A 16,945-nucleotide genomic window follows, 5' to 3' on the forward strand; every position below is an offset into this window, starting at 1 on the left:
GCCAGTATTGCTACTGACTCTTACATCCCATTGATTTATAGGACAAACTTATGCTTCTGGTTTCGTCGTGACTGACTTGCTTCCTTTTAACAAAGCAAGTAATTTCTCCGCTTCTGCTATGATGCCATTATTATCCATGGTTTGGAGACTCAAATTATTTCTTAAACCAGCTAGGGTTTCTGTTGCATTGGCCTTCAGACTAGCATCAGTTACTTTAGCAAGTAAAGCTTCTGCTTCTTTGAGCTTGGATTCTACTTTTTCAGTCTCTACTTGAGGGACTTCTGGCTCAGCAGGTGTTTCCTCTACGGGTTCTTCATCTGCTTTGAAATTCTTTTTGGGATCTTCACTGTGGTCTTTCTTACCTAAGACATGCTCGCTGGCATTTCCCCATCCGTCATTAGAATGTGGACGTTCGTCAGGATGTTCAACATAGTACTTAATCGTCGCAAAGAGATCCTCTAAACTATAGCCTTTGGGTGCCTCATAAAGTCCTTCGTCAAACCACCCAAATTTAATGTTATGGTAATGGTCGTAATGAGGTATAATTAAGCTACCATTTTTAACTTCAACAGTATGTTGTAGATTGTAAGGAATATGATCAAGTGGAACCTTCTTAGCTGCTTTTACTTTATTATAGATTGCTTCTACTCCTTTAACCTCAGTATTTCCTGAACCCTGATTATCTGTTGAAGGAGGCGTCAAACCTTTCTCTTTAACATAAGCCTGAGCTGCCGCTCTTTCAGCTTCAGACAAGCTCTCTTTCTTAATCCAATGACTATGGGTCATATGTGGAGTTACATAGGCATCTCCCTCATCACTGGTAATATCATGAGTATCAAAAATATAACCATCTTCTGTTGTGTACTTGCCTGCTAATTTCGCTAATTTAATTTCATCGTCTGTATATGCAATTTGAGAATTTGGTTTGCCAAGTCGCTCTGGGTGGGTGATTGGTGCTAGGAATGCCAATAAATCATCTACCAATTTTCCTTTATTAGTTGATTCATCATTCAAGCGTTCTGCTAATTTATCCAAAACTTGGAAATCAGTAGAGCGACCCTTATTTTCAGACAAGGCTTTATGAGCCTCGGCCAACAGATTATATGCTTTATCATAAAATTCTTGGTCACGAGGAGCAACATTTTCTTTCTTCGCAACTAGAGCGTGTGTCTCTTGAGTTTTCTTAGACAAGAGATTTTCAATAGCATCAATCTTATCCTTGGCCAAATCTTTAGCTAGAACATAACGACTAACGCCCCTATCCTCTATAATATATCCGTCGCCAACTTTTCTAACAACCTGGTTGACATCAAGGTCAGTCGGTTTATTTTCCACTGGTGCTAGAGGTTTGGTAGTAGGGGCTGGCTTCAGTGGTGTGACGCTTGGCAAGACACTGCCATTTTGTCCCTTGACAGCTATCATACGAGCCAATTTTTCTTCCAAAGGTGACATTTGTGAATAAGGAATAAAGTGATAATGGTCTCCGTGAGGCACAGCAACACCGTTAGCTGTACGTTTGATGATTTGTGCCGGATCAAAAACTAAGCCATCCGATTCTACATGTCGCTCTGACAAAGGTTTGGCATACAATTCTCGTAAAAGGCTTGGAATATCTTCCCCTTGATTTTGATGATAGGTTGGCGTGACAGTCAGATTAGGAGTCTCTGTCAAACTTGGTTGGGCTGGTTTTGTATCATTGCTATTCGTTTTACTTGAACTTGTAGCAGAATGTGAGCCCTGTTTACCATTCCAATAATCTTGAGCGGCAGCTAATTCTCCTGCAGACAAATCACTCTTAGGTATATAGTGGAAATGATTGCCGTGTGGTACAACAAAAGCATCTCCTGTATCTTCAATCACATCTGTCGGACTAAAGACATACCCATCATCCGTTGTATAGGCTCCTCCAGTTCCTCGATTCGGCGCTGGCGTATTGAGATTAAAGTTTGGTTTAATGGTTGAAATTGGTTTCTCAGTACTACTTGGTTTCGGATTGTCAGCATGACTTTGAATTGGTTGACCTCCAATTGGTAGATTTCGAGCCAACTTTTCTTCCAAGGCAGACATTTGCGAATAAGGAATGAAATGGAAATGATCCCCGTGAGGAACTGCCACACCATTGGCTGTACGTTTTGTAATCTGTGCTGGGTCAAATACCAATCCATCAGACTCCACATGGCGTTGGCTAAGTGGTAAAGCGTACAATTCTTGAAGAAGACTAGCTAAGTCCTCGTTTTGACTCTCAGGAGCTGTTGCAGGATCTTGAGGAGTTTCAGATGAACTCGTTCTCACATTAGATCTTGTTTCTCCCCTGCTTGAACGATATTCAACCGTACTTAATTGACCACCTTTTCCAGATAAGAAGGCTTGGGCGGCAGCTAATTCACTAGCAGACAAATCACTCTTTGGAATATAGTGGAAGTGATTGCCATGAGGGACGATATAGGCATCGCCCGTATCCTCAATGATATCAGATGCATTAAAGATATAACCATCATCCGTTGTATAACGTCCTTGAGCTCTGGCTGCAACTACCGCCTGATCGTTAGAGCCGCCTCCATGATTACTACTATGTTCCTGTTTCTGACGTTTAATCTCTTCTTTTGTCCGAATATTGTCCGCGTGAGCAGCATCCTTGAGGTAAACATAGTATTTCCCGTCTACCTTAATGACATAGCCACCCTTGATTTCATTGACAATATCTGAATCCTTCAACTGATAATTTGGATCTTTCATCAGCAGTTCTTCACTGATAATAGCATCATAAGGAACCTTGCCATTATAGTAATGATAATGGTCTCCATGAGAGGTCACATAACCTTGGTCCGTAATCTTGATAACGATTTGCTCGGCGTTGATTCCCTCTCTCTTACTGACTTCATCAGGTGTCAAATTTTCTGCTTTTTGGCTTGGTTGGTTACCATCTATATAAGCAACTCGATTAGAATCTTTCTTAACTTGACCAGCTTGATATCGTCCAAGTTCATAGGAACAGACACTTAGGGCAAGGACTGCCACTGAACCTGCTACATATTTTTTATTGATTTTCATTTTTGCCTCACTTTAATTCTTCAGCTAATACACTCATATTTTCTTCTAGATTTTCTAGGTAAGTCTTGTCATTTTGTGGGTCTGCCTCTAAAGGATTCAGAGTTTTAAGACCAACACCTGTTGATTTGACAAGAGTTTCAGCTACTTTTGAAGAAGCGTTACTTTCTGTAAAAATCGTTTTAACCTTATAGGTTTTAACAAATTCCTGAATTTCAGTTAGTTGTCTTGGACTTGGTTCTTGTTCAGGAGAGATACCTGCTATACCAAGTTGATTGAGTCCAAATCGCTTAGCTAGATAAGAAAAAGCTGTATGTTGTGTTACAAATGTTTTCTGACTCGCTTTTTCAAATTTAGGCTGGAATTTCTTAGTCAATTCTTGAGCTTTTTTGATAAAGGCTTGCGCATTTTTCTGGTAAGTTTCTTTATGCTCATTATCAACCTCTGAAAGTTTATCAGCGATAATCTGGGCTTCTTCGCCAGCTTTTTCAGGATCTAGCCAAGTATGAGGATCATAGAGCGTTTTTTCGTCAACTCCATCACCTGCTTCCACATCTTCTAGCCCAGGAACACGGTCTAAGGTCATTCCCTCAGAAGCCTCTAAAACCTTAACTTTGGATTTTTTAAGATTGGGATCCAGACTTCCTGCCCAAGATTCGAGCGTATGCGAGTGATAGACAAAGACATCCGCATCATAGATTGCTGCGATATCATTTGCTGAAGGTTCAAAGGAGTGAATTCCACTACTTGACTGAATCATTCGAACATCATTCAAGTCACCAGATACTTCCTTAACCATGGCATAGATAGGGTAAAAACTAGTTACAATTTTCATCCCTTTCCCTGTCTGGCTTTCCTTCTGCCCACAAGCAGCTAAACACAAAAGAAAGACACTTAAAAATACTAAAAATAAACTTTGTTTTTTCATAAACAACCCCTTAACTAATTAATTAACTGGTAAACATTCTACTCCTAAAAATTTAATCTGTCAAGATATTTTTAGAAAAAATTTGAAATTTCTTTCACATATAAAAATCTGCTGAGTTTCAACAACTCAACAGACTTTCACTTTATTCTTCTATAGTCGAATGCTTATAGCCATAAGTAAAGTAAATAAGACTTCCTATCAACAAAGCAACTAGGAAAGCAATCCAGGTTTCCACATTATACTGCAACATGAAAGATAAACAAATGATGATTGATAAAATCGGTAACAAGGCTACCAATGGTGTCTTAAATTCTCCAGCTTTTGGCATCCCTTTTTCCTTTCGTAAGCAAATCAGGCCGTAAGCTAGCATGATCAAGTAGGCTAAGGTACAAATATTTAAGAAGGCTGCGATACTAGCAAGAGGGAACATTCCAGCAGCTATCGCTGAAGCTAGACCTGTCAAGATAGTAGCATTTTTTGGTACCTTGCTTGTCTTCGTTAGTTCTTTAAAGGCAACAGGCATCAATCCGTCACGCGCTAAACTGTAAATCATACGCGATAGGGCATAGGTCATCGAGATACAAACCGTAATCAAGGTCAAGATGGCCACTAATGACACATAATTAGCTGCCCAACTAATTCCAACGCTGCGAAGAGCAAAGGCAACGGCATCATCGACATTTAGATGACTATAGTGAACCACACCAGTCAAGACAAGCGTCACAAAGGCATAGAGAATGGTTACGATAGAAAGCGATAAGACAATCCCTCTAGGAATATTTTTTTGAGGAGTCTTGACTTCATCTACGGCCATAGAGATGGATTCAAATCCCAAAAAACCAAAGAACATCAAGGATGCACCAGCCATAATACCAGTGCTAGCTCCATAGAATTGTCCAAAACCATAAGGAGCAAAATTGCTCCAATTATCAAGTTTGATATGCCAAATTCCTACTAAAACAAAAAGAGCTAAAGCGGAAAATTTCAAAATAACTAGGATAGAATTAAAGCGTAAGGCTGCTTTGGCATTTAGTAAAACAAGCGAAGTCACCAAGACCAAGACAAGAATTGGCAATAAATCAACAAATGTCCCTGCTTGAGGATTAAAGGTACCATTTAAAGCCTGAGGAAGAGCTATCCCGTATTGAGAGAGCAAGCCTTTAAAATAAGCTGCCCAACCCGAAGCAACACCCGATATGGCTGTCATGAATTCCATCATGGTTAACCAGCCAGCCAACCAAGCTGGAAATTCTCCTAAAATAGCATAGAGATAACTGTAGGCACCACCTGTAGCAGGTACCCGTGAAGCAAATTCTGCAAAAAATAGAGCTGATAATCCCACACACAAGGCAGAAATGACGATTGAAATCACTAGAGCTGGACCCGCTAGAGTTGCGGCTGCAGTACCTGTAATTGTAAAGACACCTGTCCCTACCATGGCTCCAATACCCAACAAAATCAAATCCCATAACTTCAAATGCCTATGCATCTCCGTTTTATCTAAACTAACATTCTTTGTTCTAAATATATTCATCTTTGACTCCAAAATAGAATGATGATCCTATTTTACCATAAATATGGGGTATTTGTGAATATTTATAAAATGATTTTCTAAAAAAATCTGACTACTCTCTTGTAATCAGATTTTTATCTATTCTAGTTCATTTCTTTAAAGGCTGCTTCTGCATCCGCGTTGCTGATAACACCAAATTGAATCTTTCCAATCTTTCCTTGACTATCAATTAGGTATTCTGTAGGAATGCTTCGGATTTGATAAGCTTGGAAGGTTGTTGCTTTAGTATCGTAAAGAACTGGGATATCCTTATAACCTTGATCTTGGAACCATTGTGGGAATTGCTCTACAGTTTTTTCACCTTGAATTCCCGGTGCAATGACACTAAGAATTTCAAAGTCACGATCTTCTTTTGCAGCTAATTCCATCAACTCAGGCATACTTTTCTTACATGGACCACACCATGAAGCCCAAAACTTCAAATAGACTTTTTTACCCTTATAATCAGACAACTTCACTTCTTTGCCATCCATTGATTGCAAGGTAAAGTCTGGAGCCTCTTTTCCAACAGCAATTTGTTGTACAGTCGTTTGTTGCTGTTGTTTTGGGGTTTGTTCTGGTGCTTGACTCTTTTTAGTCTCTTCCTCACCACAAGCCATCAATACAACTAATGACAAGAGGCTTAAGCCAGCAAACATTACTTTTTTCATTTGTTCTCCTTTATTCAAAAATTCCAGCTAGAACATTTACTTGTCCTAATAGTAACAAAATTCCCATTAAAATAATGAGGAAACCACCAATTTTCTTCAGTAGCATCATATGACGCTTGATTTTACTAAAATAAGGCATCACCACACCTGAAGCTAGGGCCAAAACCAAGAAAGGAATGGCCATCCCCAAAGTGTAAATCAAGGTATAGATAGCTCCTTGCCAGGCGCCATTGCCTCCAGAAGCCGCAAGTGCTAAAACAGAACTTAAGACCGGACCAATACAAGGCGTCCAACCAAAGCTAAAGGTAATACCAAGTAAAAAAGCTGACCAATAACGATTAGAATCTGATTTTTTAAAAGTAAAGCTTTTTTGAACCTCTAATTTATTAAAATGAAAAATTTCCATTTGGTGTAGACCTAAAACGATAATAATCGTCCCCATGGTATATCGAAACCAATTGGCATAGAGAATATTACCAAAGTAACCAGCACCAAATCCTAGAATAAAGAAAATGAGAGAAATACCTGCAATAAAGCAAAGTGTTCGAATCAATCCTGACCAAAGAACCTTTCTCCCAAACAAAGAAAAGCTTTTTGCGCTTTCCTGATCATCCAATAAAATTCCAGTATAGACTGGTAACAGAGGAAAAATACAAGGGGAAAAGAAGGACAAGATCCCTGCTAAAAAAACGGAGATTGAAAATAATATCGTTTCCAATAAAGAACCAACTTTCTTAATAATTCATATCCTATTTTACTATAATCAATTTTATTTGTATGATTTCTGCTACGCAATTTGAATTATACTCAATGAAAATCAAAGAGCAAACTAGGAAGCTAGCCGCAGGTTGCTCAAAACACTGTTTTGAGGTTGCAGATAGAGCTGACGAAGTCAGTAACATCTATACGGTAAGGCGACGCTGACGTGGTTTGAAGAGATTTTCGAAGAGTATTAGCTTGTATTTGAAAGATTTTTTCACTTACTAGTTCATTCTGATTCTGCCCCAAAATGCCCCCTATACACAAAAAAAGCCTACTGACCAAGCTAGAAAGCTTGATACAATAGGCTTTTTAAGGGCTGGTTATTTAACAGCGTCTTTGAGAGCTTTACCAGCTTTGAATGCTGGAACTTTAGAAGCTGCAATTGTGATTTCTTTACCAGTTTGTGGGTTGCGACCTTTACGTGCAGCACGCTCACGAACTTCAAAGTTACCAAAACCGATCAATTGAACTTTTTCACCAGCTGCAAGGTAATCAGCTACTGCTGCGAATACAGCTTCAACTGCTGCTGCTGAGTCTTTCTTAGTCAATTCTGTAGCTTCTGCTACTTTAGCGATCAAATCTTGTTTGTTTGCCATGTTAATGATTCCTCCAAATTAATTTCTAATTAACAAATATAATCATATCCTAAAATCCCTTTTTGGTCAAGTTAAAAACGTTGTTTATTCGCATTTTCTTTATTTTTTTAGGAATGGTAACGTACTAAAATAGCCCATGCATTCTCGCCTGTATGAGTCTGAATAATAGAGCCCGTTTCCAAAACTGAAATTGGCTTTTCAACATAAGCTTGTAAGCTTTCTTTCATCTCTTTTGACCAATCAGCACTACCAGAATATGAAATTCCAATCTCTGCTACAGAACGTTCAGAGAGAGATGTTGTCAACTCATCTAACCATTTTTTAAAGGTTTTAGCTCCACGACCTTTAACAATTGGCTGCAATTCATGGTCTTTCATTTGCATGACAACACGAATATTGAGAAGTGAGCTCAACAATCCAGTTACACGTCCAATTCGTCCACCTTTTACTAAATTTTCCAAAGTTGAAACGCCAATATAAAGTTCTGTATGGTTTTTAACCTCTTCTACACGAGTTAAAATTTCCTCCATATCTTTGCCTTCTTGTGCTAACTTCGCAGCCTCAACAACCTGAAATTTCAGGGCTTGGTCAGTAAAGGAACTGTCAATAACTGTTACGTCAGCAGTAGATAAACTAGCACCTTGGCGCGCTGCTTCTACAGTACCTGAAAGGGCATGGGACATATGAATAGCAAGAATCTGACTACCATCCTTGCATAGGTCTTCAAATACTTCAGCAAAGACACCTACAGGTGGTTGACTTGTCTTAGGAAGATTCTTACTTGCTTGCATCAACTGAAGAAATTTACCTTCTTCTTTCAAATCAGCATCAGAATAAACAACATTATCAATCATTACAGATAATGGAATAATTGTGATATCTAATTGCTTTACTAGTTCTGGTTCAATAGTAACAGATGAATCGGTTACAATCTTAATTTTAGTCATAGTATCAATCTTTCTATTTTAGGATTCAGATTGGTTTTCTTACTTTTAATTATATCAAAAAAAGATTAAAAATCCTAATGGAGTCATTCAAATTTTCCCTAAAAATTTGATATAATCTACTTATAAGAAAAGAGGTGTCCTATGATTAAAAAAATTTATCCCATTTTAACCATTTTACTAGGTGCTGCTATTTATGCTTTTGGTCTGACTTATTTTGTAGTTCCTCATCATCTCTTTGAAGGAGGTGCGACAGGTATTACCCTTATCACTTTTTATCTTTTTAAAATCCCTGTTTCTCTCATGAATCTGCTGATTAACATTCCCCTTTTCATTCTAGCTTGGAAAATCTTTGGAGCTAAATCCCTCTATTCTAGTTTACTAGGAACCTTAGCTTTGTCCGCTTGGTTGGCTGTTTTTGAGCGTATTCCCCTTCATATTGATCTTCAAGGTGATTTACTAATCACTGCCCTTATAGCTGGGATTCTATTGGGAATTGGTCTTGGAATTATCTTTAATGCTGGTGGTACAACTGGTGGAACTGATATTCTAGCTCGTATTCTCAACAAATATACACATATATCCATGGGAAAGTTGCTCTTTATCTTAGATTTTTGTATTCTCATGCTTATTCTCTTAATCTTCAAAGATTTGAGATTGGTTACCTACACGCTCTTGTTTGATTTTATCGTTTCTCGTGTTATTGATTTGATTGGCGAAGGTGGCTATGCAGGTAAAGGATTTATGATTATCACAAAGCGTCCTGATCAACTTGCTAAGGCGATTAATGATGACCTAGGAAGAGGTGTTACTTTTATATCAGGACAAGGCTACTATAGTCAAAAAGATTTGAAAATCATCTACTGCATTGTCGGACGAAATGAAATTGTGAAAATGAAGGAAATGATTCATCGAATCGATCCTCAAGCCTTTATAACTATTACAGAAGCCCATGAAATCCTTGGAGAAGGATTCACCTTTGAAAAAGAATAAAAGACCTCAAAAGTTAGGCTCAATAATATTGGTAGTGGGTAAATCCCCTATGGATATTATTGAGCCTATTTTGTTGTCTTCAAAAGTCTGAAAACATCAAAATAATGCATCTATTTAATATAAAAAGATCTACTGGATTTTTTATCAAAATAAACATCCAGTAGCCTTTTTACTTTTTATTAATAAGTCCCTTCTTCACCTTGACTAGTCAAGATAACAGGTCCATCTTTCGTAATGACAAATTGGTGCTCATACTGACATGACAATCCACCGTCAATGGTCTTATGCGCCCACCCTGTTTTCATATCTGTATCAATTTCCCAGTCACCTGTATTGATCATCGGTTCAATGGTCAAGACCATTCCTTCACGGAGACGAAGCCCACGACCAGCAATACCATAGTTGGGAACCATTGGTTCTTCGTGCATGGTTGGGCCAACACCATGACCAACCAAATCACGCACTACACCGTAACCACGACTTTCAGCGTATTCTTGAATCGCTGCTCCAATATCACCGATACGGTTTCCAACAACAGCTTGTTCAATCCCCTTGTACATAGCTTCTTTAGTTACATCCATCAAGTTTTTCACTTCTTCGGACGGTGTACCAACAGCATATGCCCAACAAGAGTCTGCTAGGCCACCAGAGTAACTCTGGGTGTATTTTTTCATTTGCTCAACATTGTTAAAGTTTAATTTTGAGACATTCAGGTCAGATTTAGCAATTGGGCCTCCCAAAACCATATCAACTTTGAGCAAATCACCATCTTTCAAGATATAGTGACGAGGAAAAGCGTGAGCCACTTCATCATTAAGAGAGCAACAGGTAGCATAAGGATAGTCCATCATTGCACCGTCAACTCCAATCTGAAGCGGAAGGAAATTTTCTTCCTTACAACGACGGCGGACATACTCTTCAACTTCCCACATATCTACGCCAGGCTTAATCAAATCACGTAAGCCGATATGAATACTTGCTAGAAAATCACCGGCCTTATCCATAGCTTCGATTTCACGAGCTGATTTTAATGTTATCATTTTTTCTCCTAGTTTCTAATTAATTTTAACGGTTACATTTGCTTTTGAAACAATCTGATGACCATGATAAATATCGTAGTCAATAATAGCTGACCGTCTAGTATGATGAATAATGCGTGCTTGAATGCGCAATATATCATCTATTTGAACCGCTTGCAAAAAGTAGATTAGCATCTGCTCGATGATAAGATTACGACCACTATTAACAACTAAATCTTGGGTCATATGGGTCAAAATTTCTGCCAATATACCATTAGCCAAAACTCCGTTCTTCTCAAGCATAAAGGGTTCAACTGTAATTACCACCTCGTCGTGGTGATAAGAAAGCTTCTGTCCAATCTGCTCAGAAAAAGTTGGGAGAGCAGAAACTTGAGAACGACTCATCTTCTCCATAACATCTCGTCTAGTTACAACGCCAAGCAAAGTTTGATTGCTTCGAACAACTGGTACCATTTCAAAGTCTTCAGCAATCATCCGTTGACTCACATTGGCAATATTTGTCGATAATCCAACCAAAAATAAACTACGAGACATGACTTTGTCAATTGTCGTACTTGGTGACTTATCACCAGCATCTCTCATGGTAACAACTCCAACAACAACCTGATGTTGATTGATAACAGGGAAACGACTGCTACGATTCTTACGTACCAAATCTAAATAATCTTTAACAGTATCTGTCTCTCTCAAAAAACCATATTCATGACTCGGGCGATAAAGTTTCTCAACTGTCAGAATATCAGTCTTAATTTGGACATTTGACAAGGCTTTATTGATCATGGTCGCAACGGTGAAAGTGTCGTGCTTGCTTCTTAAAACTGGAATTCCTTTTTGATTGGCCAGTTTAAGCACATCATCATGGATCTGAAATCCACCTGTAACCAGAACTGCATTTTCATTTTCCAGCGCTAATAATTGGATACGGGTACGGTCTCCGACAATCAAGAGTCCCCCATCATGAAGGTAAGACAAGATATTCTGTTCGGTCATGGCACCGATTGAGAACTTACTAAATTCTCTCTCTAAACCTTCTTGCCCAGCCAGAACTTCAGAAGAAGTCACTTCTGCAATTTCAGCAAAAGTTAATCTCTCTATAGCAACTTTCTGAGATTTAACACGGATAGTACCACTTCTTGGGCGAGTCTCTACAATTCCACGGTTTTCAGCTTCTTTGATGGCCCGATAAGCCGTTCCATCACTGACTCCTAGATGGTTGGAAATGCTACGAACACTGACCCTTTTACCAACGGGTAATTCTTCCAAATAGCTTAGAATTTCTTGGTGTTTACTCATTGAATTCTCCTTTTACATATCGAAACTCAAGATAATCACGCATTTTCCTTGTATAGCGATCACTTCCTTTAAACTGACGAATCAATCGAAATCCAGACTTAAGAGCAACTCTTTGACTAGCTTCATTTTCAAGGTGGGTTATGATGGATAATTGTTTTAAACCAAATTCCTCAAAAGAAAGCTGACAAATTTTTCTAACAACCTCTGTCATAAATCCTTGAGACCATGCATCTTTTCTCAAAAAATAGCCAAGTTCTGCTTCTTTTTTAATTTCATCTAGCTTTTCAAACTTAATTGAACCAATCATTTTTTCAGTTTTCTTATCACAAATAGCCCATACTCCTAAAGGAGACTTCATAAAATAATTGGCCAGTGCATACTGACTCTCTTGCAAGCTAGCTTGACTTGGAAAAATGAACTGTAAATTTTCTGGATTTGAAGCTATCTCATAGAAGTCCTTACTATCACTAAAAAAGAAAGGACGCAAATACAAGCGATCCGTTTCAAAAAAAGAAAACATAGCTAATTTGGTCCAAATATTCATAAACACCTCTACGGTTTAATCCTCAACAAGTGTAATATCCGCTCCTAGATTACGTAATTTTTCAATAATATCTGAATAACCACGTAAGATAAACTCAATATTTGTAATTTCAGTTTTACCTTCAGCCATCAAACCAGCAATGACAAGTGCAGCCCCAGCTCTAAGGTCAGTAGCTTTTACATTTGCACCGTGTAAACTACGACCACCGGTATATAAAATATGGTCGTTTGTAGTCGTAATATCCGCGTCCATCTTTGCTAGTTCAAAAACATGGTTTACTCGTTTTTCATAAATGGTATCAATAATGGTACCACGCCCTTCTGCTGTTAACAAAAGAGGAGTAATTGGTTGTTGCAAGTCAGTAGCAAAACCAGGATAAGGAGCTGTCTTAATATTGATTGCTTTCAAATTAGACTGCTCCTCAACAAAAATGCTGTCTTCAGATACAGTCATTCTCACTCCCATTTCTTCCAACTTAGCAATGAATCCTTCTAAGTGTTCATAAAGAACATTATTAATACGAATTCCCTTACCAACTGCAGCAGCTAGGGAAATATATGTTCCTGCTTCAATACGATCTGGAATCACCTGATGACGAGTTCCATGTAATCTTTCAACACCATCAATAATGATAATATTGGTTCCAGCACCACGGATATGAGCACCCATATTATTCAAAAGAGTAGCAACATCAATAATCTCAGGTTCACGGGCTGCATTTTCAATAATAGTACGTCCCTTTGCTTTAACAGCAGCAATCATCGTATTAATCGTTGCACCGACACTAACTGTATCCATGTAAATACTTGCGCCATGAAGTCCTGTTTCTTTAGCAGATAACTTCATGTTATCTCCCTCGTAGCTAACAGTAGCACCCATAGCTTCAAAAGCCTTAAGGTGTAAGTCAATCGGACGAGGACCAAGATCACATCCTCCCGGCAAGCCAACAGTGGCTTCACCAAAGCGTCCTAAAAGACTTCCATAAAAATAATAAGATGCACGAAGACTATTGATTTTTCCATAAGGCATTGGAATATTTTGAACACCTCTTGGATCAATCTCTAACACATCGTCATAACGCTTAACGGTAGCACCCATTAACTCCATGATTTCGACAAGACTAGCAACATCAGAAATATCTGGTACACAATCCAAAGTTACAATATCGTCTGCTAAAATAATAGCCGGAATCAAAGCTACTACACTATTTTTTGCGCCACTAATGGTAATCTCACCTTGCAGGGGCAAGCCACCATTGATAAGAATTTTTCTCATTTTAAATTTTTTATACTCTTTCAAAATTTCTAAAAAGGTCCTATACTAGAGTATATCATAAATTCACCTTTTTTTCCATCATTTTCAATTATATTAGCTGAATCGTATTTATTGCGTAACTGAGCTTTCTTAAAAAGTTATGCCCCTTTTTTGCCTCCTGAACAGAAAAAAGGCCCTCCGGATAAAATCCGAGGGGCTAGAAACGTTGTTAAATCAACGGCCGAACTTTTGAGTTTCAAGGTTCGGAATAAAATAGTTCACTGAACTATTTTATTTTTTCAAGTTGTAGAATGATTTCAATCCACGGTATTCAGCTACTTCACCAAGTTGGTCTTCGATACGAAGCAATTGGTTGTATTTAGCGATACGGTCTGTACGTGAAAGTGAACCAGTCTTGATTTGTCCTGCGTTAGTTGCAACTGCGATATCAGCGATTGTTGAATCTTCAGTTTCACCTGAACGGTGTGATACAACGGCAGTGTAACCAGCTTCTTTAGCCATTTCGATAGCGTCGAATGTTTCAGTAAGAGTACCGATTTGGTTAACTTTGATAAGGATTGAGTTAGCAGCGCCTTCAGCGATACCTCTTTCAAGGTAAGCAGTGTTTGTTACGAAGAAGTCGTCACCAACCAATTGAACTTTACCACCAAGACGTTCAGTAAGAGCTTTCCATCCATCCCAGTCGTTTTCGTCCATACCATCTTCGATAGTGATGATTGGGTATTTGTTTACCAATTCTTCAAGGTAGTCGATTTGTTCTGCAGAAGTACGAACAGCAGCTCCTTCACCTTCGAATTTAGTGTAGTCGTATACTTTACGTTCTTTATCGTAGAATTCTGATGATGCACAGTCAAATCCAATAAATACGTCTTTACCTGGAACATAACCAGCAGCTTCGATAGCAGCAAGGATAGTTTCAACACCGTCTTCAGTTCCTTCGAAACGAGGAGCGAATCCACCTTCGTCACCTACGGCTGTTTCAAGACCACGAGATTTAAGGATTTTCTTAAGAGCGTGGAAGATTTCAGCACCCCAACGAAGAGCTTCTTTGAATGTTGGTGCACCAGCAGGTACGATCATGAATTCTTGGAAAGCGATTGGAGCATCTGAGTGAGAACCACCATTGATGATGTTCATCATTGGAGTTGGAAGAACTTTAGTGTTGAATCCACCAAGGTAGCTGTAAAGTGGGATTTCAAGGTAGTCAGCAGCAGCACGAGCTACAGCGATTGACACACCAAGGATTGCGTTAGCACCCAATTTACCTTTGTTAGGAGTTCCGTCAAGTGCGATCATAGCACGGTCGATAGCTTGTTGATCACGTACATCGTAGCCAATGATAGCTTCAGCAATGATGTTGTTTACGTTGTCAACAGCTTTTTGTGTACCAAGACCACCGTAACGAGATTTGTCACCGTCGCGAAGTTCAACTGCTTCGTGTTCACCAGTAGAAGCTCCTGATGGAACCATACCACGTCCGAAAGCACCTGATTCAGTGTAAACTTCTACTTCAAGTGTTGGGTTACCGCGTGAGTCTAGGACTTCGCGAGCGTAAACATCAGTAATAATTGACATTTTTTACTCTCCTTATGAGTTAAATTTTTTACACCTCTATAATACCTTAAAACCCCTCCTTTTTCAAGAAAAAACGTTATCTTTGTGCAAATTTTCCTTAACTTTATAAAGTAATCGCTTTCTTTTGTCTGTTTTATTCTAACTTTTATGATATACTGTTTTCATGACAGATTTATCAAAACAATTACTTGAAAAAGCTCATGGTGGGCCAAAATTAAATCCGGATGAGCAAAGACGCTATCTTGGTACTTTTGAGGAAAGAGTTCTTGGATATGCAGATATTGACACAGCAAATAGCCCTCAGCTAGAAAAAGGCTTTTTATCTATTTTAGAAAGCCTTCAGGAAAAAGCAGAGCCACTATTTGTGAAGATCTCACCAAATATCGAATTTGATAAGCAAGTTTTCTACTTAAAAGAAGCAAAAGAAACTGATAGTCAAGCAACCATAGTATCTGAAGAGCATACTTCTTCTCCTTTTGGCCTGATTATCCATAGTAATGCACCAGTACAAGTAGAAGAAAAGGATCTTCGACTTGCTTTTGCAAAACTTTGGGAAGTTAAAAAGGAAGAACCAGCCAAAACATCCTTATGGAAGAAATGGTTTGGCTAAATATTGCGCATACTTAATAAACGCCCAATATTGGCAGCTGAGTGCTCCAGATAGAGACTGGCATTTCTCAAACTATCTTCCAAAGGTTCACATTTCTCCAAAATTGAGAAGGCAGCTTGGATATTTTCAAATGGTAGGGAAGGTAAATCTTCAGCAAGACTACCGCAAATCGCAATAACAGGAACTCCAACAGGGGTTCTTTTTGCAACACCAATAGGTGCTTTACCTGCTAAACTTTGACGATCTAGTCTTCCCTCTCCAACGATAACCAAATCAGCATCTGAAACTTTCTTATCAAAGTTGATTAAGTTCAAGCAGGTATCAATACCAGACACAATATTGGCCTGAGCAAAGGCACACAAACCGCCAGCAAGGCCTCCACCAGCTCCTGCTCCTTTAATTTCCAATGTTGCAGATGAAACTTTTTCATAAAAATCTTGGATTGCCTGATCTACGGTCTCAAACATAATAGGATCTAGGCCTTTTTGTTTGCCAAAAGTGTAAGTCGCACCTTGATGACCACATAAGGGACTCACGACATCTGCTAAAATACGAATTTTAACATCTTTAGGAATTTCATAGCGATTTTCTGTTGACATAGAAGCTAAGTTTAATAAGGACTGACCGCAAGCGGGCAAGATATTTCCATCCCTATCATAAAATTGATAACCCAAACCAGCAGCAATCCCAATACCGCCATCATTACTAGACGTGCCACCAACGCCGATATAGATCTCTTTAATCCCTTGAGCAATGAGATGGCGAATCAACTCTCCAATACCACAAGTTTTGATTTGAAGTGGATTTCGTTTCTCTAGCGGAATCTTTCCAAGGCCAACCAAGTCGGCAACTTCAAAGAGTGCCAGTTCCCCTTTTTGAAAATAGCGCATGGCTTCTTTTCGTCCAAAAGGTCCTGTAACTTGGATCCATTTTTCTTCTAGATCAAGAGAATGTCGAATGGAATCTACTGTACCTTCGCCACCATCACCAACAGGGCAGAGGACACATTCTACATCTGCTATCGATTGTTGGAAGCCTCTTTTAATAGATTCAGCTACCTCTTCGGCGGTCAAGCTTTCCTTAAATGAATCTGGTGCAATTACAATCTTCATAT

15 protein-coding genes are annotated in these 16,945 nt (G+C 38.8%); 2 read left to right on the top strand and 13 right to left on the bottom strand.

Translation table 11 applies throughout. From position 1 onward, the window contains the following. Positions 1-48: 48 nt before the first annotated feature. The 7 genes from QM959_RS02080 to QM959_RS02110 form a co-directional block, all read right to left on the bottom strand. Positions 49-3,051 (bottom strand): pneumococcal-type histidine triad protein, encoded by a 3,003-nt coding sequence (locus QM959_RS02080; RefSeq protein ID WP_414371103.1) that lies wholly within the window; start codon positions 3,049-3,051, stop codon positions 49-51. A gap of 7 nt (positions 3,052-3,058) precedes the next feature. Then, entirely contained in the window at positions 3,059-3,976 is a 918-nt protein-coding gene (gene adcAII, locus QM959_RS02085) for a zinc-binding lipoprotein AdcAII (protein ID WP_414371105.1), read from the bottom strand. 142 nt (positions 3,977-4,118) lie between these two features. Next, positions 4,119-5,510 (bottom strand): APC family permease, encoded by a 1,392-nt coding sequence (locus QM959_RS02090; RefSeq protein ID WP_414371107.1) that lies wholly within the window; start codon positions 5,508-5,510, stop codon positions 4,119-4,121. Positions 5,511-5,632: 122 nt separating this feature from the next. After that, positions 5,633-6,199 (bottom strand): thiol-disulfide oxidoreductase-associated lipoprotein SdbB, encoded by a 567-nt coding sequence (gene sdbB / locus QM959_RS02095; RefSeq protein ID WP_414371109.1) that lies wholly within the window; start codon positions 6,197-6,199, stop codon positions 5,633-5,635. A gap of 10 nt (positions 6,200-6,209) precedes the next feature. Next, a complete protein-coding gene (gene ccdA2, locus QM959_RS02100; protein ID WP_414371111.1) occupies positions 6,210-6,917 on the bottom strand; it encodes a thiol-disulfide oxidoreductase-associated membrane protein CcdA2 in 708 nt (235 codons plus the stop codon). A 364-nt stretch (positions 6,918-7,281) separates the two neighbouring features. Further along, a complete protein-coding gene (locus QM959_RS02105; RefSeq protein ID WP_001284637.1) occupies positions 7,282-7,557 on the bottom strand; it encodes an HU family DNA-binding protein in 276 nt (91 codons plus the stop codon). A gap of 107 nt (positions 7,558-7,664) precedes the next feature. Beyond that, the gene (locus QM959_RS02110) at positions 7,665-8,504 is read right to left on the bottom strand and encodes a DegV family protein (RefSeq protein WP_414371113.1); all 840 of its coding nucleotides are present in this window, start codon (positions 8,502-8,504) and stop codon (positions 7,665-7,667) included. 141 nt (positions 8,505-8,645) lie between these two features. On the opposite strand from QM959_RS02110, the gene QM959_RS02115 reads away from it, so the two are divergent. Next, positions 8,646-9,494: a YitT family protein gene (locus tag QM959_RS02115; RefSeq protein WP_247934277.1), complete on the top strand. Its 849-nt coding sequence runs from the start codon at positions 8,646-8,648 to the stop codon at positions 9,492-9,494. Positions 9,495-9,673: 179 nt separating this feature from the next. Here QM959_RS02115 and QM959_RS02120 read toward each other — a convergent pair whose 3' ends face one another. From QM959_RS02120 to eno, 5 genes are all read right to left on the bottom strand, one after another. Then, positions 9,674-10,534, bottom strand: a complete 861-nt coding sequence (locus tag QM959_RS02120; protein ID WP_000631543.1) for a methionyl aminopeptidase — start codon at positions 10,532-10,534, stop codon at positions 9,674-9,676. A 15-nt stretch (positions 10,535-10,549) separates the two neighbouring features. Next, a complete protein-coding gene (gene spxR, locus QM959_RS02125; RefSeq protein WP_414371115.1) occupies positions 10,550-11,827 on the bottom strand; it encodes a CBS-HotDog domain-containing transcription factor SpxR in 1,278 nt (425 codons plus the stop codon). Continuing rightward, entirely contained in the window at positions 11,820-12,371 is a 552-nt protein-coding gene (locus QM959_RS02130) for a GNAT family N-acetyltransferase (protein ID WP_414371402.1), read from the bottom strand. Before QM959_RS02130 ends, spxR begins: the two co-directional genes overlap by 8 nt. Positions 12,372-12,386: 15 nt before the next feature. Then, positions 12,387-13,646, bottom strand: a complete 1,260-nt coding sequence (locus QM959_RS02135; protein ID WP_414371116.1) for a UDP-N-acetylglucosamine 1-carboxyvinyltransferase — start codon at positions 13,644-13,646, stop codon at positions 12,387-12,389. Between the two features lie 270 nt (positions 13,647-13,916). Beyond that, positions 13,917-15,221 carry a surface-displayed alpha-enolase gene (eno, locus tag QM959_RS02140; protein ID WP_000022825.1) on the bottom strand — a complete coding sequence of 435 codons (1,305 nt, stop codon included), beginning with the start codon at positions 15,219-15,221 and terminating at the stop codon, positions 13,917-13,919. Positions 15,222-15,384: 163 nt separating this feature from the next. Between eno and QM959_RS02145 the strand changes: the two genes are divergently transcribed. Continuing rightward, a complete protein-coding gene (locus QM959_RS02145; protein ID WP_414371118.1) occupies positions 15,385-15,831 on the top strand; it encodes a YueI family protein in 447 nt (148 codons plus the stop codon). Here the strand turns inward: QM959_RS02145 and QM959_RS02150 are convergent. After that, entirely contained in the window at positions 15,828-16,943 is a 1,116-nt protein-coding gene (locus QM959_RS02150) for a glycerate kinase (RefSeq protein ID WP_414371120.1), read from the bottom strand. The two genes, QM959_RS02145 and QM959_RS02150, sit on opposite strands and share 4 nt — an antisense overlap. Positions 16,944-16,945: the final 2 nt, after the last annotated feature.

Source organism: Streptococcus mitis (genome assembly GCF_047459985.1).
GTDB classification, from domain to species: Bacteria; Bacillota; Bacilli; order Lactobacillales; family Streptococcaceae; genus Streptococcus; species Streptococcus mitis_DZ.